The sequence below is a fragment of the Bordetella genomosp. 13 genome (assembly GCF_002119665.1).
Taxonomy (GTDB): domain Bacteria; phylum Pseudomonadota; class Gammaproteobacteria; order Burkholderiales; family Burkholderiaceae_B; genus Bordetella.
In genome coordinates this window covers 358,869-379,186 of the sequence record NZ_CP021111.1, presented here as the reverse complement: position 1 = coordinate 379,186, position 20,318 = coordinate 358,869, and the positions used below count along the sequence as shown (strand labels likewise).

Sequence of the window (20,318 nt, the reverse complement as noted above, 5' to 3'; positions counted from 1 at the left end):
CGTGCAGCATTGTGTCGCCGGGCGCCGGCCGCGGACAGACCTACTTTCGCACGCCTGCGCCGGGCTTGTCCATGCGTGAAACCTTCGCATACCGGCGGCTGGCACGCTTATTGCATCGTGCAGGCCGGGCCATCCCCACTCAAACGACACCAGGAGACAACATGGACACTTCCACCCGAATCGCGCCGGGCGCATACGGCTCTCCCATCGAGATCAAGAAGGAGTACGGAAACTTCATCGGCGGCAAGTGGCAGGCGCCCGCCGATGGGCAGATGTTCGACAACATCACGCCGGTGACGGGCCACACGCTGTCGCGCCATGCGCGCTCCAACGCGCGCGACATCGAACTGGCGCTGGACGCCGCGCACGCCGCCGCGCCGGCCTGGGGCCGCACCTCCGTGGCCGACCGCTCGCGCATGCTCAACCGCATCGCCGACATCATCGAGGAGAACCTGGAACTGCTGGCCACGGCCGAGACCTGGGACAACGGCAAGCCGATACGCGAGGCCCGCGCCGCCGACATTCCGTTGGCCGTGGACCACTTCCGCTACTTCGCGTCCGCGATACGCGCACAGGAAGGCGGCCTGTCCGAGATCGATGCGGACACGGTGGCCTATCACTTCAAGGAGCCGCTGGGCGTCGTGGGACAGATCATTCCCTGGAACTTCCCCATCCTGATGGCCGCATGGAAGCTGGCGCCCGCGCTGGCCGCCGGCAACTGCGTGGTGATCAAGCCCGCCGAGCAGACGCCGCTGGGCGTGCTGGTACTGGCCGAGCTGATCGCCGACGTGCTGCCCCCCGGTGTGCTCAACATCGTCACCGGGTTCGGGCTGGAGGCGGGCAAGCCGCTGGCCTCGAACAAGCGCATCGCCAAGATCGCGTTCACGGGCGAGACCACCACCGGCCGGCTCATCATGCAGTACGCCTCGCAGAACCTGATTCCCGTCACGCTGGAACTGGGCGGCAAGTCGCCCAACATCTTCTTCGCCGACGTAGGCGCGCAGGACGACGACTTCCTGGACAAGGCCATCGAGGGCTTCGTGATGTTCGCGCTGAACCAGGGCGAAGTGTGCACCTGCCCCAGCCGGGCCCTCATCCAGGAATCGCTGTACGACCGTTTCATGGAACGCGCATTGCAGCGCGTCGCGGCCATCAAGCAGGGCAACCCGCTGGATGCCGACACCATGATCGGCGCGCAGGCCTCCAGCGAGCAGCTGGAGAAGATTCTGTCGTACCTGGACATCGGCAAGCAGGAAGGCGCGCAAGTGCTGGCCGGCGGGTCGCGCGCGGCGCTGGACGGCGACCTGAAGGACGGCTATTACGTGCAGCCCACCGTGTTCAAGGGCAGGAACAACATGCGCGTATTCCAGGAGGAAATTTTCGGACCCGTCGTGTCGGTGACCACCTTCAAGGACGAGGCGGACGCGCTGCAGATCGCCAACGACACGCTGTACGGACTGGGAGCGGGCGTGTGGTCGCGCGACGGCAATACCTGCTATCGCATGGGCCGCGGCATCAAGGCCGGCCGGGTATGGACCAACTGCTATCACGCCTATCCCGCGCATGCGGCGTTCGGCGGCTACAAGCAGTCGGGCATCGGCCGCGAGAACCACAAGATGATGCTGGACCACTACCAGCAGACCAAGAACCTGCTGGTCAGCTACCGCCCGCAGAAGCTCGGGTTCTTCTGAACCTCAGCGTAGGGAGACATCATGGCCAAGGTATCGGCTACCCCGGCGGCGCTGCGACTGATTGCGGAACTGACGGCCGAGTACGGCCCCATCATGTTCCACCAGTCGGGCGGGTGCTGCGACGGCTCGTCGCCCATGTGCTATCCGCAAGGCGAATTGCTTGTGGGCGACAGCGACGTGCTGCTGGGCGAGATCGGAGGCGCGCCGTTCTACATGGGCGCCGCGCAGTTCGAGGCCTGGAAGCACACCGACCTCATCATCGACGTGGTGCCGGGCCGCGGCGGCATGTTCTCGCTGGACAACGGCCGCGAAGAGCGTTTCCTGACGCGGTCGACGGTCTGCATGACCTGAGGCCGCCGGCAGCGCGGCGTTGCGGCGCGCCGTGGCTCATGCCACGGCGCGTGGCTGCGCCTGGGGCTTGTTAACAGGCCCTAGCGTCCCCCGGACACGTCGATGAACGATCCCGTGGTGAAGCCCGATTCGTCGGAACACAGCCACAGCACGGCGGCGGCCACCTCTTCGGGCGTGCCTCCGCGCTTGAGCGGCAGCGAGTCTTTCAGGCGATCGACGCGGCCGGGTTCGCCGCCGCTGGCATGCATCTCGGTGTAGATCAGGCCGGGCCGCACGCCGTTGACGCGTATGCCGTCGGCGCCGACTTCCTTCGACAGCCCGATGGTCAAGGTGTCGACGGCGCCCTTGGAAGCGGCATAGTCCACATATTCGCCCGGCGCCCCCAGCCGCGACGCCATGGACGACAGGTTGACGATGGCGCCGCCGCGCCCGCCATGCCGCGGCGCCATGCGCCGCACCGCCTCGCGGCAGCAGAGGAACGTGCCCACCACGTTCGTGGCCAGGACGCGCGTGATGCGATCCGCGTCCAGGTTCTCGACGGTGGTCTGCTTCTCGAGGATGCCGGCATTGTTGACCAGCGCGTCCACCCTGCCCAGTTCGCGATCGACCGTCTCGAACATCGCCTGCACCTGGTCCTGCCTCGACACGTCCGCGCCCACGGCCAGCGCCGTGCCGCCCGCGTTGCGTATGGCCTGCACCACGCCATCGGCCGCCGCGCTGCGGCTGTGGTAATTCACGCAGACGGCGTAGCCGCGGCGTGCCGCGAGCAGCGCGACGGCGGCGCCGATGCCGCGGCTGGCGCCCGTGACGATCATCACTTTGGAAGCGGAACTGGATTCAGCGGAACTCATTACGATCTCCTTCGAGCGGCCGCACAGGCCATATTGTTATGAAGGTGTTGAAGGTGGCGCGCGCGATCCCGTCGCCCCGCCACGCCCGCAAACCGGGCAACATTACCACCGATCCCCGCCGCCGCCCGCATGCCGGACGGCCCATTGCAGCGCATCCTCGAGACGGTCGTTGCCCCAGAACATCTCGTCGCCGGCGAGCATGGTCGGCGCGCCGAAAATGCCGAGTTGCTGCGCCTGCTCGACCTGGCGCCGCAGCGCCAGCTTCGTGCCGTCGGCCCGCGCGGCGGCCAGCAATGAATCGGCATCGAGATCGAGCCCACGCAGCAGCTCGCGCACCGTGTCCTCGGACTGCATGTCGCGGTCATCGGCGAAGTTGGCATGGAACACCGCCCGGCAGAAATCATAGGCCCACGGCTGGTCCTGGCCCAGCAGGGCGACGCGCGCAGGCAGTATGCCCATACGAGGAAATACGGAGGGCCGGCGATACGGGACGGCGTACTTGTCCGCCAGTCGGGCGACGTCTCGCATCACATAGGCGCCCTTCGCCGGAAACAGCTTGACCGGCGTGTCGTTCCAGCCCTGCGCCTGGAATATCGGGCCCAGCAGGAACGGGCGCATGGCGACCCGCACGCCGGCCTGGCGAGCCAGGTCGGGCAATCGCGCGACGGCGAGGTAGCTATAGGGACTGGAAAAGTCGAACCACATCTGCAGGGATGGCTGGGCTGGCAGGCTCATGGACGTGACTCCGGTTGCTGTATCTCGACCTCCGCGCTAGGCAGGCCGCTGAGGACTATGGCGCTATCGCTGCCGACCTGGGCACACTGCCCGGCCTGCAGCACCAGATCTTCGGCGCGCCGGTACTCCGACACCCACAGCGTACCGGTACGACACAGTATGCGCACGCCCACCGCGCGCCTCAATTTCACTGCGGCGCCGGGCGGCAGCGAAAATGACATTCCCTTCATGCATATGAAGCTGATCGTTCCGGCAGTCATGGGGACCTCCTTGCCTATGATTCCATAGCCCTGGTTCATATGGCTTATTGAACGCGCGTGCCGTAAGATCGATCAAGCGACATTTGGGTCGCCTTCGCATGATCGACACGCATGTCAACTGACCTGGCTCGTCTTCCTCCGCTGGACCTGCTGCGCGGCTTCGTCGCCGTGGGCCGGCGCATGAGCATCACGCTTGCGGCGCAAGACCTGCACCTTACGCAGTCGGCCATCAGCCGGCAGGTGCGCGCCCTGGAAGACCACCTGGGCGTGGCCCTGCTGACGCGCGGCTTCCGCTCGGTGTCGTTCACGGCCGAGGGCGCGCGGCTGTTCCGGTTGGCCGATCCGTGGATGACCGAGCTGGGCGAACTTACCGCGCTGTACCGCGAGCCACAGCGCCGCGCCGCGGTCACCGTCACCACCACGATAGGCGTGGCCTCGCTGTGGCTGCTGCCGCGGCTGGGGGAATTCCAGGCCGCGCATCCCGGCGTGGACGTACGGGTAGCCGCGGACAACCGCCTGCTCGACCTGAGCCGCGAGCACATCGACATCGCGATCCGCTATTGCACGCCGGCCCAGGCGCCGCGAGGCGCGAGGCGCATGTTCGGCGAAGCGCTGGCGCCGGTGGCGCATCCGTCATTGGGGCTGCGCAAGCTGGATCGCGCCGCCCTGGCGCGCCATACGCTGCTCGAATTCGACGGCCAGGACTGGCCGTGGCTGCACTGGCAGGAATGGCTGGCCGCCCACGGCCTGGCCAAGGCGCGGCCCAAGGCCATGCTGCGCCTGAACCAGTACGACCAGGTGGTGCATGCCGCGCTGGCCGGACACGGCATCGCGCTGGGCCGGCTGGCGCTGGTCGAGCCCATGCTGCGCGATGGCAGGCTGGTGGCGGTGGGACAGGCGCATCCCATCGACGCCGACGGCCCAGCCTATTGGCTGGTGCGCAGCCCGCTGGCACGCGGCGCCGAAGCGGGCGTGGTGGCCGACTGGCTGCACGAGCAGGCCAAGGCCATGACGACCTCGGCGGCGGCCTCGCGGGCGCGCTGACGACGTCGCGGCGCATCGACGGATGGCCGCGCTGCGCTTACATTACGGGTTTTCAACGCGCCCGCAGCAACCATGGACGACGCCTTCAGCCACCAACTGTCGATGACCATCCTGATGACGCCGGACATGGCCAACTTCTCCGGCAATGTCCACGGCGGCACCATCCTGAAATACCTGGACCAGGTGGCCTACGCCTGTGCCAGCCGCTACGCCGGCCATTACGTGGTGACGCTGTCGGTCGACCAGGTGGTGTTCCGCCAGCCCATTCACGTGGGCGAGCTGGTCACGTTCCTGGCATCGGTGAACTACACCGGCCGCACGTCGATGGAGATCGGCATCAAGGTCGTCACGGAAGACATCCGCAAGAAGCTGGTGCGCCACACCAACAGCTGCTACTTCACCATGGTGGCGGTGGATGACAAGGGACAGCCCATCGAAGTGCCTCAGCTGCAGCTGCGCACCCTCGAAGAGCGGCAGCGTTTCGAGGCCGCCAAGCAGCGGCGCGCGCTGCGCCAGGAAATGGAAAAGCGCCACGAGACCATCAAGCAGGAAATCCAGGACGCCGGCCCGTTGCGCTGACCGTTCCTGTTAACAGGGACAGCGCGAGGCATCGGGAACTGATATCGTTTCTCATGCGGGCCGGCTCATGATCGCGGGCGGTCCGGCGCACCCCGCGCCTGCATGCATCCAGGAGCCCTCGCGATGACAGACCCGACATACGCCCGACGCGCCGCCGAACTGCGGGCCCGCCACGACGCCCTGGCTGCCGCCGGCACGGCGGCCCGCGCCCGAGCGCAGGCACAGGCGCTGGGCGTTTCCGAAGCCGAATGGGTGGCCGCGGGCTGCGGCGGCGTGCGCGCGGTGCCGCTGTCCGGCAAGCCGCAGGCCATCTTCCGCCAGCTGGGCACGCTGGGCGAGGTGATGGCGCTGACCCGCAACGAGTGGTGCGTCCACGAGCGGCACGGCCGCTACGAAGACATCCAGGCCGAAGGCCCCGTCGGCCTGGTGCTGGGGCCGGACATCGACCTGCGCGTGTTCTTCGCTCAATGGCGCCATGCCTGGGCCGTCGAACAGGACGGCCGCCACAGCCTGCAGTTCTTCGACGCCGCGGGCCAGGCCGTGCACAAGGTCTACCGCACCGAGGCCAGCGACGGCGCGGCCTTCGAGACGCTGGTGGCGCGCCATGCCGGCGAGCCCTATTGGCCCGACGTGCAGGCCTACCCGGCCGCCGAGCCGCCGACTCCCATCGCCGATGCGCACGCGTTGCGCCAAGCCTGGCTTGCCATGCAGGACACCCATGAATTCGTGCCGCTGCTGTGCAAATTCAAGGCCGCCCGGCTGGACGCCCTGCGCGCGGCCGGCGCCGACCTGGCGCAGCCCGTGGCCGCCGATACCGTCGAGCGCATGCTGCAGGGCGCCGCCGACACGGCCTTGCCCATCATGTGCTTCGTGGGCAACCGCGGCATGATCCAGATCCACACCGGCCCCGTCGCCAATCTGCGCCGCACCGGCCCCTGGTTCAACGTGCTGGATTCCCGCTTCAACCTGCACCTGGACACCACGGCCATCGATTCGGCATGGGTCGTGGCCAAGCCCACCAGCGATGGCTGGGTGACGTCGCTGGAGCTGTATGCCGCCAACGGCGAACTGATCGTGCAGTTCTTCGGCGCCCGCAAGCCCGGCAAGCCCGAACTGGCGCCCTGGCGCGACCTGCTGGCGGGCATGTGCGGCCAGCCGCTGGCCGCCTGACGAGAGGACCGCACATGATGCATCGAGCAATCGCCCTGCTGCTGGGCGCGTGCCTGGCCTGGGCAGTGCCGGCCCATGCGCAGCAGCGCGTGGTGACGCTGGGAGGCAGCGTCACCGAGATCGTCTACGCGCTGGGCCAGGGCTCGCGCGTGGTGGGCGACGATCTCTCCAGCCTGTATCCCGAGGCCGCCACCAAGGTGCCGCGCGTGGGCTATTACCGGGCGGTGCCCGCCGAAGGCGTGCTCGCCCTCGATCCCGACCTGGTGCTGGCTTCGGAGCAGGCCGGTCCGCCCGAGGCGATGCGCCGGCTGTCCAGCGTGGGCGTGCGGGTCGAGACCGTGTCCGATCAGCCTTCGGTGCAGTCGCTGCATGCGCGCATCGAGCACATCGCGCGCGTGCTGGGCGCGGAAGCGGCCGGCCGCGAATTGGCCGAATCGGTCGATCGCGAGCTGCGCGCCGTGCAGGCGCTGCCCGCGTCGAACGCCCGCGCGCTGCTGATCATGAACCGCACCGGCACGCCGCAGGGCGCCGGCGGCGGCACGGCGGCGGCGCTGGTGCTGCAGCTGGCCGGGCTGACGAACGTGCTGCAGGACCAGCGGGGGTACAAGCCGCTGTCGGCCGAAGCCATGGGCGCGCTGCGGCCGCAGGTGCTGGTGGTGACCAGCGCTTCGCTGCAGGCCTCCGGCGGCCTGGAGAAGCTGCGCGCCATGCCCGGCGTGGCGGGCACGCCCGCCGCGTCGTGCATCGTGGTCATGGACGACCTCCTGGCGCTGGGCACCGGTCCGCGCCTGCCCCAGGCCGTGCGCCAACTGAAGGAGACCGATTGTGTCGCTGGCCAGGGCGCGCGCGGCGGGCAGGCCTAGCGCACCGCGTATCGACGCGACGCTGGTCGGCCTGGCGCTGGCGGTCGTCGCGACGGCGCTGCTGGCCGCGGCCAGCGGCGCGGTGCGCATTCCGCCGGCCGATGCGCTGCGGCTGCTGTGGTCGGGCGCGTCGCAGCAGCCCGACGATGCCCTGTGGCGCAATGTACTCATCGACATACGGCTGCCCCGCGTGCTGTTCGCCGCGGTGGCGGGCGCCGGGCTGGCCGTATGCGGCGCGGCGCTGCAGGCGTTGTTCCGCAATCCCCTGGCCGAGCCGGGCCTGGTGGGCATCTCCGCCGGCGGCGCGCTGGGCGCGGTGGCTGCCATCGTCCTGGGCAGCGGGGGGTATGCCGTCATCGCGCCGGCCGCCTTCGCGGGCAGCCTGGCGGCCACGGCGTGCGCATACCTGGTGGGCCGGCGCGCGCCCGGCGTGGCGGGCCTGCTGCTGGCGGGCGTGGCCATCAACACCGTGGCGGGCAGCCTGATCGGGCTCTTGACCTACCTCGCTTCCGACAGCCAGCTGCGCGACCTGACGTTCTGGAGCATGGGCAGCCTGGCCGGCGCGGACTGGCGGCTGCTGGCCTTCCTGGGGCCGTGGACGCTGCTGTGTTCCGCCTGGCTGCTGGCCCAATGGCGCGTGATGAACGCGCTGCTGCTGGGCGAGCGCGAGGCCGGACACCTGGGCTATGCGCTGGTCGCGGTGCGCCGCCGGCTCATCGTGGCCACCGCGCTGATCGTCGGGCCGCTGGTGGCGGCGACCGGCGGCATCGGCTTCGTGGGGCTGGTGGTGCCGCATCTGGTGCGCATGACGCTGGGCGCGGATCATCGCCGCCTGATGCCCGCATCGATGCTGGCCGGCGCGCTGGCGCTGCTGCTGGCCGACTGGCTGGCCCGCGTGGCCGTCATCCCGGCCGAACTGCCCATCGGGCTGGTCACCAGCCTGATCGGCGGCCCCTTCTTTCTTTGGCTGCTGGCGCGCGGGCGCAGGTTCTGATGACACTGCAGGCCGACCACCTCGACGTCCGGCGCGGCACGGCGCTGGTGCTCACGGGCGTGTCGTTGACGATCCGCCCTGGCAGCGTGCTGGGCCTGCTGGGGGCCAACGGCGCGGGCAAGTCCACGCTGCTTGCCGCGCTGGCCGGCGAACTGCGTCCCGCGTCCGGGCGCGTCGCCATCGACGGCGCCGACCTGATCGACCTGCCCGCGCGCAAGCAGGCGCGCCGCCGCGCCGTGCTGCCGCAGACGCCTTCGCTGACCTTCGACCTGGGCGTGCGCGACGTGGTCTCCATGGGCGCCTATCCCTTTCCCGAACTGGGTCCGGACACGGTCGGCGCCTTGATCGACGAGGCGCTGGAACACGCCGGCGTGCCGCATCTGGCGACGCGCCGCTATCCCGAACTGTCGGGCGGCGAACAGCAGCGCGTGCAGTTCGCGCGTGTGCTGGCCCAGTGCCGCGCCGCCGCGCGCCAGGGTCCGCCGCCGTATCTGCTGCTGGACGAGCCGATCTCCAGCCTGGACCCCAAGCACCAGGTGGAACTGCTGCGCACCGTCTGGAGACTGGCTCACGAAGACGGCCTGGGCGTGCTGGTGATCGTGCACGACATCAACCTGGCGGCCCGCTGGTGCGACCGCCTCGTGCTGCTGGCCGAAGGCACTTCGGTGGCCGAAGGCGAACCGGCCGCGGTACTGACATCGGCACTGCTGCGCCAGGTGTACGACATCGACGCCGACGTGCTGCCGCATCCGCGGCTGCCCGGCAAGCTGCTGGTGCTGCCGCGCGACGGGAACTGAGCCGGCGGAATTCGGCCGCAAGTCCCGGAGTGTGCCTGCGCGCGCGCGGCGCTAGACTCGGTGCATGGACATTCCCGCCATTCCGCCCGGGCTGGAGCGCGAGCTGGACCTGCATGGCCATGCGATCCTGCCCAATCTGCTGGACGAGGCCGTCTGCGATGCGCTGGCGGCGCGCTACGACGACGAGGCGCTGTATCGGTCGCGCATCGTGATGAAGCGGCACGGCTTCGGCAGCGGCGAGTATCGCTATTACGCCTATCCGCTGCCGCGGCCAGTGCAGCGGCTGCGCCAGTCCCTGTATCCCTTGCTGGCGCCGATCGCCAACCGCTGGAACGCGCAGCTGCGACTGCCCGCGCGCTATCCCGCCACGCATGCCGAATACCTGCTGGCCTGTCACGCGGCCGGCCAGCAGCGGCCCACGCCCCTGATCCTGCGCTACGGACCCGGCGACTACAATTGCCTGCACCAGGACCTGTATGGCGACTGGGTATTTCCGCTGCAGGTGGCCATTCTGTTGTCCCGGCCCGAACGCGACTTCCAGGGCGGCGAGCTAATGCTGACCGAGCAGTGCGCGGGCCAGCCGGCACGCGCCGAGGTCGTGCCGCTGCAACAGGGCGACGGCGTGGTGTTCGCCGTGCATCACCGGCCCGTGCCGGGCGCGCGCGGCAGTCGCCGCGCCTCGATGCGGCACGGCGTCAGCCGCCTGCACGAAGGCAGCCGCCACACATTGGGCATCATCTTTCACGACGCGCTCTGATCGCCATGTTGTTTGCCGACTGGTTCGAGTCCCCGCAACCCGGACGCCGCGAGGCGCTCGGCCCCGAAGCGTATGTGCTGCGCGGCTTCGCGCTGGACTACGTGCCCCGCCTGCTGCCCGAGCTGCGCGCCATCCAGCAGGCCGCGCCGGCGAGGCATCTGGTCACCCCGGGCGGCCGCACCATGTCGGTGGCGTTGAGCAATTGCGGGCAACTGGGCTGGACGTCCAGCCGCGACGGCTACCGCTATACAGCTCACGACCCGGACACCGGCAAGCCCTGGCCGCCCATGCCTGCGGTCTTCCTGGAACTTGCGCAGGCCGCCGCCGCGCAGGCGGGCCATCCGGGCTTCGCGCCGGACGCCTGCCTGGTCAATCACTACGTGCCGGGCGCGCGCCTGACGCTGCATCAGGACCGCGACGAGAACGACCTGGGCGAACCCATCGTGTCCGTTTCCCTTGGCATCCCGGCCACGTTCGTGTTCGGCGGCCTGCGCCGCACGGATCCCACGCAGCGGGTGCCGGTGTTCCATGGCGACGTGGTGGTGTGGGGCGGCGTGGACCGCCTGCGGTATCACGGCGTGCTGCCCGTGAAGGAAGCCGAACACCCCGAGCTGGGCCGGCTGCGGATCAACTTCACGTTCAGGCGCGCACGCTGACCGCCATGCCGAATTCGACCGCAAGCGCCGGAGTGCCCACCCTCGAGCGGCGCACTACAGTAGTCGAACAGACACCGCCCTCTTCCGGAACCGCCATGCCGAGCCCCTCCGCTCCTGTCGACACGATCGAACGCGACCCGCGCTGGGCCGCCGTGCGCGCACGCGATCGCGCGGCGGACACGCAGTTCGTCTATGCCGTCAAGACCACGGGCATCTATGCGCGGCCCAGCAGCGCCGCCAGGCTGCCGCGGCCCGAGAACGTGGAATTCTTCGATACGGCCGAGGCCGCGGAAGCCGCGGGCTATCGGCCCAGCCGCCGCGCGGCGCCGGACCGCACCGAGTCGGCACAGCGCCAGTCCGCTCTGGTGGCCGACAGCTGCCGCTACATCGAACAGGCCGAGACGCCGCCCACGCTGGACGAACTGGCCGCGCGCGCCGGCATGAGCCCCTATCACTTCCATCGCGTGTTCAAGGCCGAGACGGGCCTCACCCCCAAGGCCTATGCGGCCGCGCACGTCGGCCGCCGCATGCGCGCGCGGCTGGGCCGGGCGGACGCCACCATCACGCAGGCCATCTACGACGCGGGCTTCAATTCCAACAGCCGCTTCTATGAGCGCGCCGACCGCATGCTGGGCATGCGGCCCAGCGACTACCGTGCCGGCGGCAGCAATACCGAAATCCGCTTCGCCGTGGGGCAATGCAGCCTGGGCGCCATACTGGTGGCGCAAAGCCCGCGCGGCGTATGCGCGATCCTGCTGGGCGACGATCCCGACGCGCTGGTGCGCGAGCTGCAAGACCAGTTCCCCAAGGCCACGCTGATCGGCGGCGACGCGGACTTCGAGCAGGTAGTCGCGCAGGTGGTGGGCCTGGTCGAACAGCCGTCGCGCGGCTTGAACCTGCCGCTGGACGTGCGCGGCACGGCATTCCAGGAACGCGTGTGGCAGGCGCTGCGCGACATTCCCGCGGGCCGCACCGCAAGCTATGCCGAGATCGCGCAACGCATCGGCAGCCCCGGCGCGGTACGCGCGGTCGCGCAGGCCTGCGGCAGCAACAGGCTCGCCGTGGCCATACCCTGCCATCGCGTGGTGCGCAGCGACGGCGCGCTGTCGGGATATCGGTGGGGCGTGGCGCGCAAGCGCGAACTGCTGGATCGCGAGGAGCCCGCGTGAGGCTGGCCGAGCTGCTGCGCGGCCGCAACCTGGCGCAAGTACGCGCCTCGCTGGACGCCGAGGGCCATGCCCCGCTGCCGGCCTTGTTCAGCGCCGCCCGATGCGGGCAACTGTTGCGCGACCCCGAGCCATGGTTTGAACTGACGCGCCTGGTCAAGGACGAGTGCCAGCCCTTGGCCTGCGATGAAGCGCCGGACGAAGGGCATGCGCTGGTCCTCGTCGCGCTGCTGTGCGATGCGCACGCGTTCTCCGGCGGGGAAATCGTCATGACCGAGCAGCGCCCGCGCATGCAGTCCCGGCCGATGGTATCGCCTTTGCAGCGAGGCGACGCCGTGCTGATCGCGGCCGGCGCACGCCAGGTCCAGGGATCGCGCGGCGCCTATCGGGCCATCGTGCGGTATGGCGTTGCCCGCGTGCGCGAGGGGTGTCGTCAGGGGCTGCATGCCGTGTTCGCCGCCGATCCGCATTTTTGATGTTCCGAAATGCAAGCGGGCATTGCCGCACTGCCGCATCGCCCCCTGAAAGTCCCTCGATGCGACGCGTCCGCCCCCTCGCGGACACATGCGCAAACATCGCGAAACTTGAACCGGTGGCCATCGCTTGCGACCATGAAAGGCCGAGCACGTAACGCATAAGGAGCTCTCATGCAGCGAACCAAAGCCCTCTTGTCGGCAGCCATCCTGGCCGCCGGCCTGACCGTCGCCCCCGCGATGGCTCAAAGCGCAGCAACGCCCAGCGAGACGCCCCAGCAGCCGCAAGCCGCAGTCCAGCCGTCCGAGGCGCAACTGCAGAAGTTCGCCGGCGCGTCGCAGAAAGTCGCGCTGGTAGCGGACGAATACCGTCCTCGCGTGCAAGCCGCGTCCAACGACGCGTCGCGCGAGCAATTGCTGAAGGAAGCGGACGAGAAGATGGTCCGCGCGGTGAACGCCGACGGCATGACCGTCGACGAGTTCAATGGCATCAGCCAGGCGATCCAGCAGGATCCGCAGCTGCAGCAACGCGTGATGGCGATGGTGCAGCAGCGACAGCAGGGCGGCGGCGTCCGCTGACCTGCGTCCCGACGTGCAAGGACCTCGGCCTGCGCGGCGGCCGCGAGCGCCTTGCGTCATCGCGGCACTGACCATTTTCACTTCCACAGTGAAAGTGTTGCCGGATCGGGATGCTTTCCGGCCGGTCCGGCAAAGGGCAACATGGCAGTCAGCACGGGCCGCACACCGCGGCCCGCCCTTACTTCCTCAGGACCACTGCCATGAAAGCCATTGCCTACACCCACCACGCATTGCCGCTGGACGACCCGCGGTCGCTCGACCTGCACGAATTGCCCGCGCCCGCGCCGGGCCCGCGCGACCTGCTGGTCGCCGTGCGGGCCGTCGCGGTCAATCCCGTGGACACCAAGGTACGCGCGTTCTTTCCGACTGAGGGCGCCCGCATCCTGGGCTGGGACGCGGTGGGCACCGTCGAACAGGTGGGCAGCGACGTCACCTTGTTCAAGCCCGGCGACACCGTGTATTACGCGGGCTCGCTCACACGCCCCGGCAATCACGCCGAATACAGCGTCGTGGATGAGCGCATCGCGGGCCACAAGCCGACGAGCCTATCCGACGCCGAGGCGGCGGCATTGCCGCTGACCTCGCTGACCGCCTGGGAACTGCTGTTCGACCGCCTCGGCGTGCCGGAGAACGGCGGCGCGGGGGACACCCTGCTGGTGGTCGGCGCGGCCGGCGGCGTGGGATCGATCCTGGTACAGCTGGCGCGGCGCCTGACCGGCCTGACGGTGATCGGAACCGCCTCGCGCGAGGAGACGCGCGACTGGGTGCAGCAGCTGGGCGCGCATCACGTCGTCGATCATCGCAAGCCGCTGACCGAGGAACTGGCTCGCATCAACGTCAACCAGGTGCGGTACGTCGCCAGCCTGACGCACACCGAGCGCCACTATGCGCAGCTCGTGCAAGCCCTGGCCCCGCAGGGCCGCCTGGCGCTGATCGACGATCCCGAGTCGCTGGACGCCATGCCGCTCAAACGCAAGTCGGCCTCGCTGCACTGGGAATTCATGTTCACGCGCCCGATGTTCGAGACGGACGACATGCAGCGCCAGCACGACATCCTGGAACGCGTGGCCGCGCTAGTGGACAGCGGCGTGCTGCGCACCACGATGGGCGATCACTACGGCAAGATCGACGTGGCCAATATGCGGCGCGCCCACGCGCGCCTGGAAAGCGGCCTGGCGCGCGGCAAGATCGTGATGGAAGGTTTCTAGGCCGCCTGGGCGGCGGCCGGTGTCTTGCGGAACCCCACGCCCAGCCGGTTCATGCCGTTCATCAACGCGATGGCATACGACAGGTCGGCAAGTTCGCGCTCGTTGAACACCGCCGCCACCGCCTCGTAGTCGGCATCCGGCGCGCCGGTCTGCGGCAGGTTGGTCAGCGACTCGGCCCAGGCCAACGCGGCGCGCTCGCGTTCGTCGAACAGCGACTCGGCCTCGCGCCAGACGGGCACCAGCAGCAGCTTGGAAACGGACATGCCCTGCTTCATCAGGTCGGCGGAATGTTTGTCGATGCAGTATGCGCAGCCGTTGATCTGCGACACGCGCAGGTAGACCAGGTCGATGAGGACCAGCGGAATGCTGCAGTCCTGCAGATAGCTGTGCACGCTGACGAAAGCACGAAACGCATCCGGGGCGGCCTTGGCGTGGTCGATGCGATGACTCATGGTGACTCCTGTTTCGGGGTGGCGACAATGCAGCCATGATGCAGCCGCGGCGTGCGCAGGCCAAGAGCCAAGAATCGCCTCTTCGAATGGGCCATGCGGCGCGCTAGAGCAGATTCAGGATCCGTCTGCCCAGGCGCTCCGCCTCGACCTGTGAAGCAATGTTGGTGAATCCCAGGAGCAGGCCGGGCTCGACCGGTGCCTGCATGGCCCAGTCGGACAGCGCATTGGCGTACATGCCGTCGGCGCGCATGCGCTGCGCCAGCTCTCTGTCCGAAACGCCGCCGGACAGGCGCATGATCAGGTGCATGCCGCCCGGCTGCGGCTCGATGCGCGCATGCGGTCGCAGCACGCGTTCCAGCCCGGCCGCCGCGGCCTTGCGGCGCTCGCCGTACAACCTGCGCATGCGCTGGATGTGGCGCGCGAAATGGCCCTGCTCGATGAAGGCGGCCACCACGGCCTGGATCAACGCGGGGCTGCCGCCCCACACCGCCTGCGTGGACTGATCGAAGCGCTCCACTTCCGCCTGCGGCACCACCAGGTAGGCCAGCCGGATGGCCGGAAACAGCACCTTGCTGAATGTGCCGGCATAAAGCACTCGCCCCGCGCGGTCCAGGCTTTTCAGGGCAGGCAGCGGCCGACTGGCATAGCGATACTCGCCGTCGTAGTCGTCCTCGACGATCCATGCGCCGCTGCGCCCCGCCCAATCGAGCAGCGCCTGCCTGCGCGGCAGCGACAGCGAGACGGACAACGGACTCTGGTGCGCCGGCGTGATCACCACGCCCCGGGCCTTGGGCGCCGTCTTCAGGCCATGCGACACCACCATGCCCTCGCCGTCCACCGGCACGGGATGGGGCCGCAGCCCGGAATGCCGCAGCAGATCGCGCGTGGGCGGAAAGCCGGGATCTTCGACCCATACACGGTCGCCCTGCCTGAACAACGTGCGCGCGATCAGGTCCAGCGTGCTGCGATAGCCCGAAGTGACGATCACCTGCCGCGGCGTGCACGCGATGCCGCGCGCCACCTGCAGATAGGCCGCAACGGCGGTGCGCAACGCGGGCAGGCCGGCCAGCGGCGGATACATCATGTCGGCCGGCTGCATGGCGCGTACGCAGCGCGCGCCCAGCCGAGCCCATATCTTGCGCGGGAATACGTCCAGCGCCGGCGTGCCCATCTGGAACGGCAGCGGCGCCTCGGGCAACGGTTCCGCGGCGCCCGCCGCGCCATAGGGCGCCAGTGCGGGCGGCTCGTGCGCCGCTGCCGGCATGGACGCGCGTCCCAGCAGGCCTGGCGCCACCACGGTGCCGGCCTGGCCCCGCGCCTGCACGTAGCCCTCGGCGGACAACAGCGAATACGCGGTCTCGATAGTGCCGCGCGCCAGGCCCAGTTCGGACGCCAGGGCCCGCGCGGAGGGAATGCGTTGGCCCGGCTCCAGCAGCCCGGACGCGATGGCATGACAGAAGCGCGCGTAGACCTGCCGGTACAGGGGCTCGGCGCAGGCGGGATCCAGAGGCGGCAGGTCGCCGAAGGGCGCGGAAATCATGGCCTAGTCGCAAGTTCAGTTCATGGATCTTCCGATTATGGCATCGGAGCCCTACGATGCCTCCATCAAGAACCTCTGCGCCCCATCATGGGCCGCCCCCAACCGAGCGACGATATGGAAGAACCGGACCTGCGCCACGCCGAGACACTCGAGGAACTGCGCGCCTGCTTCGCCGTCATGCACGAACTGCGGCCCCGCCTGCGCGACGAGGCCGACTTCCTGGACCGCGTAGCGCGCATGCGCGGCTCGGGCTATCGCCTGATGGCCGCCTGGCGCGACGGCCGGCCGGTGGCGCTGTCGGGATACCGACTGGAGGAGAACCTGGTGTACGGCCGCTTTCTGTACGTGGACGACCTGGTGTCAGCCTCGCACAGCCGCGGTCAGCGCTGGGGCGCCCTGCTGCTGCGCGAGATGGAGTCGATCGCGCGCCGCGAGGGCTGCGCGCGGCTCGTGCTGGACACGGCGTTGTCCAACGCCCTGGCGCAGCGCTTCTATTTCCGCCAGGGCCTGGTGTCCGCCGCGATGGGCTTCGTCAAAGAACTCGAGGAAAATCCCGCATGAACATCCTGCACATGACCTTCAGCCCGCGCGGCGCGGCTTCGGAAAGCAGCCGCCTGTCGAACCTGGTCGTCGAGCACCTGCTGGCCCGCCACCCCGGCGCGTCGGTGCATGGCCGCGAATTCGGCGCGGCGGAACTGCCGCACGTCGACGGCGTGTATGCCGTCGAACTCGGCTCGCCGCTGCCGCCCGAGGGGCTTGCCGCCGTGACGGGCACGCTGCGCAGGTCCGAAGAACTGATCCGCGAGCTGCAGGCGGCCGATGCCGTGGTCATCGGCACGCCGATGCACAATTACACCGTGCCCTCGGCGCTGAAGGCCTGGATCGACCACGTGCTGCGCGTGCGCCGCACGTTCCAGCCGACGCCGCAAGGCAAGGTCGGCACGCTGCGCGACCGGCCGGTGTACGTGGCGGTGTCGTCCGGCGGCCTCTATTCCGGCGAGAACGCTCGGCAGCCCGATTTTCTTACGCCATACCTGCGGGCGGCACTGGGCACGATGGGGCTCTCGGACCTGACGTTCTTTTCGGTGCAAGGCACGGCGTCCGGCGACCTGCAGCGGGCCCGCGAGCATGCCCGCACGGAGATCGCGGCCCACTTCGCCCCCGTGGCGGCGTGAGTCGCGGCGGCCGGCCGCGCAACGCGGCCGCGACCGACACGACGCGACGCGCTTTCGCCGCTACGCGCGGCGCAGGCTGCGCAGCACGTCCACCGCCAGGAACGCCAGCAGGCTGGCGCCCATCACGGGCATGCACCAGGCCAGCACGGCGCCCACGGCGATCACCGCCACGCGCAGCGGCCAGCCCAGTACGCGCCATGCCTCGGTCAAGGTCTGGCCCGTCGCCGCGGCAGGCCGGCGCAGCCACCACATGCGATATCCCAGCACGATCATCACCGTCAATGCCGCGCCGACGGCCGCCATCAGCAACTGGTTGGGCCAGCCGAACAGAATGCCCATGTGCATGTCCACGCCCCAGCGGATCAGCTTGGCGATCAACGGAAACGTGTCGAAGTCCGCGCGGCTGGTGATGGCGTACGTGGCCGGATCGATGGCCATGGTGTCGACCTGCGTGGGCCATGCGCGGTCGACCTCCCGCACCATCCAGGCCTGCCCCTGGGCGCGCGGAGGCCGCACCTCGAGCTCGCTGGCGTCGATGCCGCCCTGCCTGGCCGCCAGCAACACCCGGTCGATGTCGCCGGCCTGCGCCGCGGCTGGCGTGGCGCCATGATCGTGCATGCCCGCGTGGTGATGCGCGTGTTCGCCCGCCGCAGCGGGCGCGGGCGCGGGCACGGCAGGCGCGACGCCTGCCGCGGGCAGGGCCAGCGACACCGAAGGCGTGATCCATCCCAATTGCGCGCGCAACTGGTCCACGCGCGCCCCCGCCCAGTTCGACCACGTCAGGCCGGTGGCCGACAGAAACAGCAGTCCGATGGCCAGCCACAGCCCCAGCAGGCTGTGCCAACGGCGAGTGCGCAGGCGCGGGCTGCGGGCGGCCAGCGCGGCGTCGCTGCGCTTGCGCGAAGCGAACCACAGCACCAGGCCGCCCAGCGTGCCGATCCACAGCCACGACGCCGCCAGCTCGCTGTAGTTGCGCCCCAGCGCCCCCAGCATCAGGTTGCGATGCAGATAGTCCAGCGTCGTGCGAAACGGCAGCGTGCCGCTGGTGCCGTACACGATCAGGTCGCCCTTGATGTCCAGGGTGACCGGGTCGACGAACAGCGCGCGGCTTTCGGAATCGCCCAGGCCGGGTTGGGAGAACATCACGCGCGTGGTGTCGCCCGGCGCCGGCGCGGGCCGCACCGCGAACAGCCGCGGCCCCGCGCCCATGTGGGCCTGCGCGGCCGCTACCTGCCGCGCCAGCGGCTGGGCCTGGCCTGTGGACGTGGCGCGCAGCTGGTCGGCATACAGCCATGCCTCGATCTGCGGCGTCAGCACGAACAGCGTGCCGGTCACGGACGCCACCAGGATGAACGGGCCGACGAACAGCCCGATGTAGAAATGCAGGCGGGTGACCAGCGCGAGCAACGCGCTGCCGCCCGTGGTCCGCGCCCGCGCGGGCAGCGCGGCGGGGCCCAGGGTTTGAGTAGACATGGAAATTCCCGAAGTACGGACGCCGCCCGTCGCGGGCGGCCTTCATGCGCGCATCGCGCGCACCCTCGTCGGTGTCATCCGTACAGTCGGGGCGGGGCGCGTTGCCCCAATGGCGGACCAGCCGCGGGCAGCGGCGGGCCGGCGTCGAACCGGCGCCAGGCCAGTTCGCGCGGCGCGCGCGGCGGCTCGGCGACGAGCGCCGCCACCGGCGGCAGATCGAGCGCCTGGTGCGCCGTCAGGCCGAACGGGCATTCCTGTCCGGCGGCGCCGTGGGCCCCATCATCGTGGTGGGCCCCATCATCATGGTGAGCCCCATCATCGTGGTGGGCCCCATCATCGCCGTGAGCGGCATCGTGACCGTGGTGCCCATGATGATGATCCGAATTCCGCTCCGCCTGATGCGGGTCCGCATGCGGCATCGCGGATGCGGCGTGGCCGCGCCACGACAGCGGCAGCCCGCCCGCCGCGGCACAGAACTCCAGCGCCCACCGGCCATCGCGCAGGGCCGCCGCGTCCGGCATGTAGCCCACGGGCACCAGCGCACGCAGCGCCAGCGCGAACAGCAGCCAGCCAAACAGGAAGCGGCTTGGGCGGCGGCCAACGTGGCGTGGAAAGGAAGGCGCGTGCATGCGCGGCATTTTACGCATCGCCTTCACAAGGGACGGGCTTGCCTATCCCGCGCAGCGCCCGAACACCACGCGGCGGAAGAAACCGGCCAGCACCGCTTCGGTCAGTTCCTCGGTGACCGCGCCGGGATCGAACGCATGGCAGAACCGCATGCCCTCGCACAGCGCGCTCAGGCCCAGCGCAAGCTCCTCGGGCGACATGGAAAGCGTGGATCCCGAGCGTTGCGCGAAGTGCCGCGCGTACTCGGCCACGGCCGCGCGCTGCTCGCGCATGAAGGCCACGAACGCGGCGCGGAATCGCGGATCGCGGGCGGCCTGCAGCTTGGCCTCGATCCACAGCAGGAAACAGTCGTTGTCGCGGTAGAGCTGGCTGAAGTACGTGATGACGCGGTCCTCCAGCTCGGCGCGCGTCGGCTCGCCATCCAGCAGGACTCGCATCTCGTCGATGACTACGGCGTGATCGCGCCGCAGCAGTTCCAGCAGCATGTCCGGCTTGCCGGAAAAATTCGAATAGAAGGCGCCGCGCGTGTAGCCGGCGGCTTCTGCGATGTCCTCGACGCTGGTCGAGGCGTATCCCCTGCCGGAAAACAGCCGCTGCCCCGCGTCCAGCAAGCGCTGGCGCGTCTGTAGGCGGCTCTGTTCGCGCGTCAGTCGGACTTTTTCCATCGCGGCAGTGTAGCACCGGCGGTGAATTCAGATTCATACTTGTATTCGAATACATGGCTGAATTAGAATCTCGCCATTGCGCCCACCCGGCCTTTCGTCGGGTTCTTTGCGGCAGAGGTCTACGTCCGCATCATCCAGAAGCACTGCCCCGAGGTTCCCCATGTCATCTGCTGGTCCACGCGCCGCCGCGCGTCCGCTCGTGTCCTGCGCGC

General features: G+C 69.5%; 24 protein-coding genes. 16 read left to right on the top strand and 8 right to left on the bottom strand.

Annotated elements, in window-relative coordinates; translation table 11 throughout:
• Window positions 1–161: 161 nt before the first annotated feature.
• Both adh and CAL15_RS01740 read left to right on the top strand, forming a co-directional pair.
• Window positions 162–1,691 (top strand): aldehyde dehydrogenase, encoded by a 1,530-nt coding sequence (adh, locus tag CAL15_RS01745; protein ID WP_086077053.1) that lies wholly within the window; start codon window positions 162–164, stop codon window positions 1,689–1,691.
• 21 nt (window positions 1,692–1,712) lie between these two features.
• Window positions 1,713–2,042 (top strand): DUF779 domain-containing protein, encoded by a 330-nt coding sequence (locus tag CAL15_RS01740; RefSeq protein ID WP_086077052.1) that lies wholly within the window; start codon window positions 1,713–1,715, stop codon window positions 2,040–2,042.
• Window positions 2,043–2,122: 80 nt separating this feature from the next.
• Here CAL15_RS01740 and CAL15_RS01735 read toward each other — a convergent pair whose 3' ends face one another.
• The 3 genes from CAL15_RS01735 to CAL15_RS01725 all read right to left on the bottom strand — a co-directional run bounded on the left by CAL15_RS01735 (window position 2,123) and on the right by CAL15_RS01725 (window position 3,888).
• Entirely contained in the window at window positions 2,123–2,893 is a 771-nt protein-coding gene (locus tag CAL15_RS01735; RefSeq protein WP_086077051.1) for an SDR family oxidoreductase, read from the bottom strand.
• A gap of 102 nt (window positions 2,894–2,995) precedes the next feature.
• Window positions 2,996–3,628, bottom strand: coding sequence for a 2-hydroxychromene-2-carboxylate isomerase (locus CAL15_RS01730; protein WP_086077050.1), 633 nt, complete (start codon window positions 3,626–3,628; stop codon window positions 2,996–2,998).
• Window positions 3,625–3,888 (bottom strand): DUF2917 domain-containing protein, encoded by a 264-nt coding sequence (locus tag CAL15_RS01725; protein ID WP_232468099.1) that lies wholly within the window; start codon window positions 3,886–3,888, stop codon window positions 3,625–3,627. The genes CAL15_RS01730 and CAL15_RS01725 overlap by 4 nt, the downstream gene beginning before the upstream one ends.
• A gap of 111 nt (window positions 3,889–3,999) precedes the next feature.
• Here CAL15_RS01725 and CAL15_RS01720 point away from each other — a divergent pair, with 111 nt between their 5' ends.
• From CAL15_RS01720 to CAL15_RS01665, 12 genes are all read left to right on the top strand, one after another.
• Entirely contained in the window at window positions 4,000–4,932 is a 933-nt protein-coding gene (locus CAL15_RS01720; RefSeq protein ID WP_086077049.1) for a LysR substrate-binding domain-containing protein, read from the top strand.
• A gap of 72 nt (window positions 4,933–5,004) precedes the next feature.
• Complete coding sequence (locus tag CAL15_RS01715; RefSeq protein WP_086077048.1) at window positions 5,005–5,511, top strand: acyl-CoA thioesterase; 507 nt, start codon at window positions 5,005–5,007, stop codon at window positions 5,509–5,511.
• Window positions 5,512–5,634: 123 nt separating this feature from the next.
• Window positions 5,635–6,681, top strand: coding sequence for a hemin-degrading factor (locus tag CAL15_RS01710; RefSeq protein ID WP_086077047.1), 1,047 nt, complete (start codon window positions 5,635–5,637; stop codon window positions 6,679–6,681).
• 17 nt (window positions 6,682–6,698) lie between these two features.
• Entirely contained in the window at window positions 6,699–7,544 is an 846-nt protein-coding gene (locus tag CAL15_RS01705) for a heme/hemin ABC transporter substrate-binding protein (protein WP_086080871.1), read from the top strand.
• Window positions 7,545–7,554: 10 nt separating this feature from the next.
• A complete protein-coding gene (locus CAL15_RS01700) occupies window positions 7,555–8,538 on the top strand; it encodes a FecCD family ABC transporter permease (protein ID WP_232468195.1) in 984 nt (327 codons plus the stop codon).
• Window positions 8,538–9,335 carry a heme ABC transporter ATP-binding protein gene (locus tag CAL15_RS01695; protein ID WP_086077046.1) on the top strand — a complete coding sequence of 266 codons (798 nt, stop codon included), beginning with the start codon at window positions 8,538–8,540 and terminating at the stop codon, window positions 9,333–9,335. The genes CAL15_RS01700 and CAL15_RS01695 overlap by 1 nt, the downstream gene beginning before the upstream one ends.
• 64 nt (window positions 9,336–9,399) lie before the next feature.
• The gene (locus CAL15_RS01690; RefSeq protein ID WP_086077045.1) at window positions 9,400–10,092 is read left to right on the top strand and encodes a 2OG-Fe(II) oxygenase; all 693 of its coding nucleotides are present in this window, start codon (window positions 9,400–9,402) and stop codon (window positions 10,090–10,092) included.
• A 5-nt stretch (window positions 10,093–10,097) separates the two neighbouring features.
• Window positions 10,098–10,748, top strand: a complete 651-nt coding sequence (alkB, locus tag CAL15_RS01685; protein ID WP_086077044.1) for a DNA oxidative demethylase AlkB — start codon at window positions 10,098–10,100, stop codon at window positions 10,746–10,748.
• Window positions 10,749–10,843: 95 nt separating this feature from the next.
• Window positions 10,844–11,917 (top strand): bifunctional DNA-binding transcriptional regulator/O6-methylguanine-DNA methyltransferase Ada, encoded by a 1,074-nt coding sequence (gene ada, locus CAL15_RS01680; RefSeq protein WP_086077043.1) that lies wholly within the window; start codon window positions 10,844–10,846, stop codon window positions 11,915–11,917.
• Window positions 11,914–12,390 carry a 2OG-Fe(II) oxygenase gene (locus CAL15_RS24830; RefSeq protein WP_420042527.1) on the top strand — a complete coding sequence of 159 codons (477 nt, stop codon included), beginning with the start codon at window positions 11,914–11,916 and terminating at the stop codon, window positions 12,388–12,390. The genes ada and CAL15_RS24830 overlap by 4 nt, the downstream gene beginning before the upstream one ends.
• A 171-nt stretch (window positions 12,391–12,561) precedes the next feature.
• A complete protein-coding gene (locus CAL15_RS01670) occupies window positions 12,562–12,966 on the top strand; it encodes a DUF4168 domain-containing protein (protein ID WP_086077042.1) in 405 nt (134 codons plus the stop codon).
• Between the two features lie 200 nt (window positions 12,967–13,166).
• The gene (locus CAL15_RS01665; RefSeq protein WP_086077041.1) at window positions 13,167–14,174 is read left to right on the top strand and encodes a zinc-binding alcohol dehydrogenase family protein; all 1,008 of its coding nucleotides are present in this window, start codon (window positions 13,167–13,169) and stop codon (window positions 14,172–14,174) included.
• On the opposite strand, the gene CAL15_RS01660 is transcribed toward CAL15_RS01665, so the two are convergent.
• Together CAL15_RS01660 and pdxR are read right to left on the bottom strand one after the other, a co-directional pair.
• Window positions 14,171–14,626 (bottom strand): carboxymuconolactone decarboxylase family protein, encoded by a 456-nt coding sequence (locus CAL15_RS01660; RefSeq protein WP_086077040.1) that lies wholly within the window; start codon window positions 14,624–14,626, stop codon window positions 14,171–14,173. The genes CAL15_RS01665 and CAL15_RS01660 overlap by 4 nt on opposite strands.
• A gap of 103 nt (window positions 14,627–14,729) precedes the next feature.
• Window positions 14,730–16,166, bottom strand: coding sequence for a MocR-like pyridoxine biosynthesis transcription factor PdxR (gene pdxR / locus CAL15_RS01655; RefSeq protein WP_086077039.1), 1,437 nt, complete (start codon window positions 16,164–16,166; stop codon window positions 14,730–14,732).
• Window positions 16,167–16,280: 114 nt separating this feature from the next.
• Between pdxR and CAL15_RS01650 the strand changes: the two genes are divergently transcribed.
• Together CAL15_RS01650 and CAL15_RS01645 are read left to right on the top strand one after the other, a co-directional pair.
• The gene (locus tag CAL15_RS01650) at window positions 16,281–16,727 is read left to right on the top strand and encodes a GNAT family N-acetyltransferase (protein ID WP_086077038.1); all 447 of its coding nucleotides are present in this window, start codon (window positions 16,281–16,283) and stop codon (window positions 16,725–16,727) included.
• The gene (locus tag CAL15_RS01645) at window positions 16,724–17,341 is read left to right on the top strand and encodes an FMN-dependent NADH-azoreductase (protein ID WP_086077037.1); all 618 of its coding nucleotides are present in this window, start codon (window positions 16,724–16,726) and stop codon (window positions 17,339–17,341) included. The genes CAL15_RS01650 and CAL15_RS01645 overlap by 4 nt, the downstream gene beginning before the upstream one ends.
• A 60-nt stretch (window positions 17,342–17,401) precedes the next feature.
• On the opposite strand, the gene CAL15_RS01640 is transcribed toward CAL15_RS01645, so the two are convergent.
• From CAL15_RS01640 to CAL15_RS01630, 3 genes are all read right to left on the bottom strand, one after another.
• Window positions 17,402–18,814, bottom strand: a complete 1,413-nt coding sequence (locus CAL15_RS01640) for a PepSY-associated TM helix domain-containing protein (RefSeq protein WP_086077036.1) — start codon at window positions 18,812–18,814, stop codon at window positions 17,402–17,404.
• 74 nt (window positions 18,815–18,888) lie between these two features.
• Complete coding sequence (locus CAL15_RS01635; RefSeq protein WP_086077035.1) at window positions 18,889–19,452, bottom strand: hypothetical protein; 564 nt, start codon at window positions 19,450–19,452, stop codon at window positions 18,889–18,891.
• A gap of 33 nt (window positions 19,453–19,485) precedes the next feature.
• A complete protein-coding gene (locus CAL15_RS01630; protein WP_086077034.1) occupies window positions 19,486–20,106 on the bottom strand; it encodes a TetR/AcrR family transcriptional regulator in 621 nt (206 codons plus the stop codon).
• Window positions 20,107–20,318 lie beyond the last annotated feature (212 nt).

Bases quoted from the DNA above. Each gene is read 5' to 3' on its own strand.
- CAL15_RS01660 (WP_086077040.1), bottom strand. From the start codon at position 14,626: ATGAGTCATCGCATCGACCACGCCAAGGCCGCCCCGGATGCGTTTCGT.
- CAL15_RS01740 (WP_086077052.1), top strand. From the start codon at position 1,713: ATGGCCAAGGTATCGGCTACCCCGGCGGCGCTGCGACTGATTGCGGAA.
- CAL15_RS01650 (WP_086077038.1), top strand. From the start codon at position 16,281: ATGGAAGAACCGGACCTGCGCCACGCCGAGACACTCGAGGAACTGCGC.
- CAL15_RS01635 (WP_086077035.1), bottom strand. From the start codon at position 19,452: ATGCCGCGCATGCACGCGCCTTCCTTTCCACGCCACGTTGGCCGCCGC.
- pdxR (WP_086077039.1), bottom strand. From the start codon at position 16,166: ATGATTTCCGCGCCCTTCGGCGACCTGCCGCCTCTGGATCCCGCCTGC.
- CAL15_RS01665 (WP_086077041.1), top strand. From the start codon at position 13,167: ATGAAAGCCATTGCCTACACCCACCACGCATTGCCGCTGGACGACCCG.
- CAL15_RS01630 (WP_086077034.1), bottom strand. From the start codon at position 20,106: ATGGAAAAAGTCCGACTGACGCGCGAACAGAGCCGCCTACAGACGCGC.
- CAL15_RS01710 (WP_086077047.1), top strand. From the start codon at position 5,635: ATGACAGACCCGACATACGCCCGACGCGCCGCCGAACTGCGGGCCCGC.
- CAL15_RS01645 (WP_086077037.1), top strand. From the start codon at position 16,724: ATGAACATCCTGCACATGACCTTCAGCCCGCGCGGCGCGGCTTCGGAA.
- adh (WP_086077053.1), top strand. From the start codon at position 162: ATGGACACTTCCACCCGAATCGCGCCGGGCGCATACGGCTCTCCCATC.
- CAL15_RS01690 (WP_086077045.1), top strand. From the start codon at position 9,400: ATGGACATTCCCGCCATTCCGCCCGGGCTGGAGCGCGAGCTGGACCTG.
- ada (WP_086077043.1), top strand. From the start codon at position 10,844: ATGCCGAGCCCCTCCGCTCCTGTCGACACGATCGAACGCGACCCGCGC.
- CAL15_RS01705 (WP_086080871.1), top strand. From the start codon at position 6,699: ATGCATCGAGCAATCGCCCTGCTGCTGGGCGCGTGCCTGGCCTGGGCA.
- CAL15_RS01715 (WP_086077048.1), top strand. From the start codon at position 5,005: ATGGACGACGCCTTCAGCCACCAACTGTCGATGACCATCCTGATGACG.
- CAL15_RS01695 (WP_086077046.1), top strand. From the start codon at position 8,538: ATGACACTGCAGGCCGACCACCTCGACGTCCGGCGCGGCACGGCGCTG.
- CAL15_RS01720 (WP_086077049.1), top strand. From the start codon at position 4,000: ATGTCAACTGACCTGGCTCGTCTTCCTCCGCTGGACCTGCTGCGCGGC.
- CAL15_RS01735 (WP_086077051.1), bottom strand. From the start codon at position 2,893: ATGAGTTCCGCTGAATCCAGTTCCGCTTCCAAAGTGATGATCGTCACG.
- CAL15_RS01670 (WP_086077042.1), top strand. From the start codon at position 12,562: ATGCAGCGAACCAAAGCCCTCTTGTCGGCAGCCATCCTGGCCGCCGGC.
- alkB (WP_086077044.1), top strand. From the start codon at position 10,098: ATGTTGTTTGCCGACTGGTTCGAGTCCCCGCAACCCGGACGCCGCGAG.
- CAL15_RS01640 (WP_086077036.1), bottom strand. From the start codon at position 18,814: ATGTCTACTCAAACCCTGGGCCCCGCCGCGCTGCCCGCGCGGGCGCGG.
- CAL15_RS01730 (WP_086077050.1), bottom strand. From the start codon at position 3,628: ATGAGCCTGCCAGCCCAGCCATCCCTGCAGATGTGGTTCGACTTTTCC.
- CAL15_RS01725 (WP_232468099.1), bottom strand. From the start codon at position 3,888: ATGACTGCCGGAACGATCAGCTTCATATGCATGAAGGGAATGTCATTT.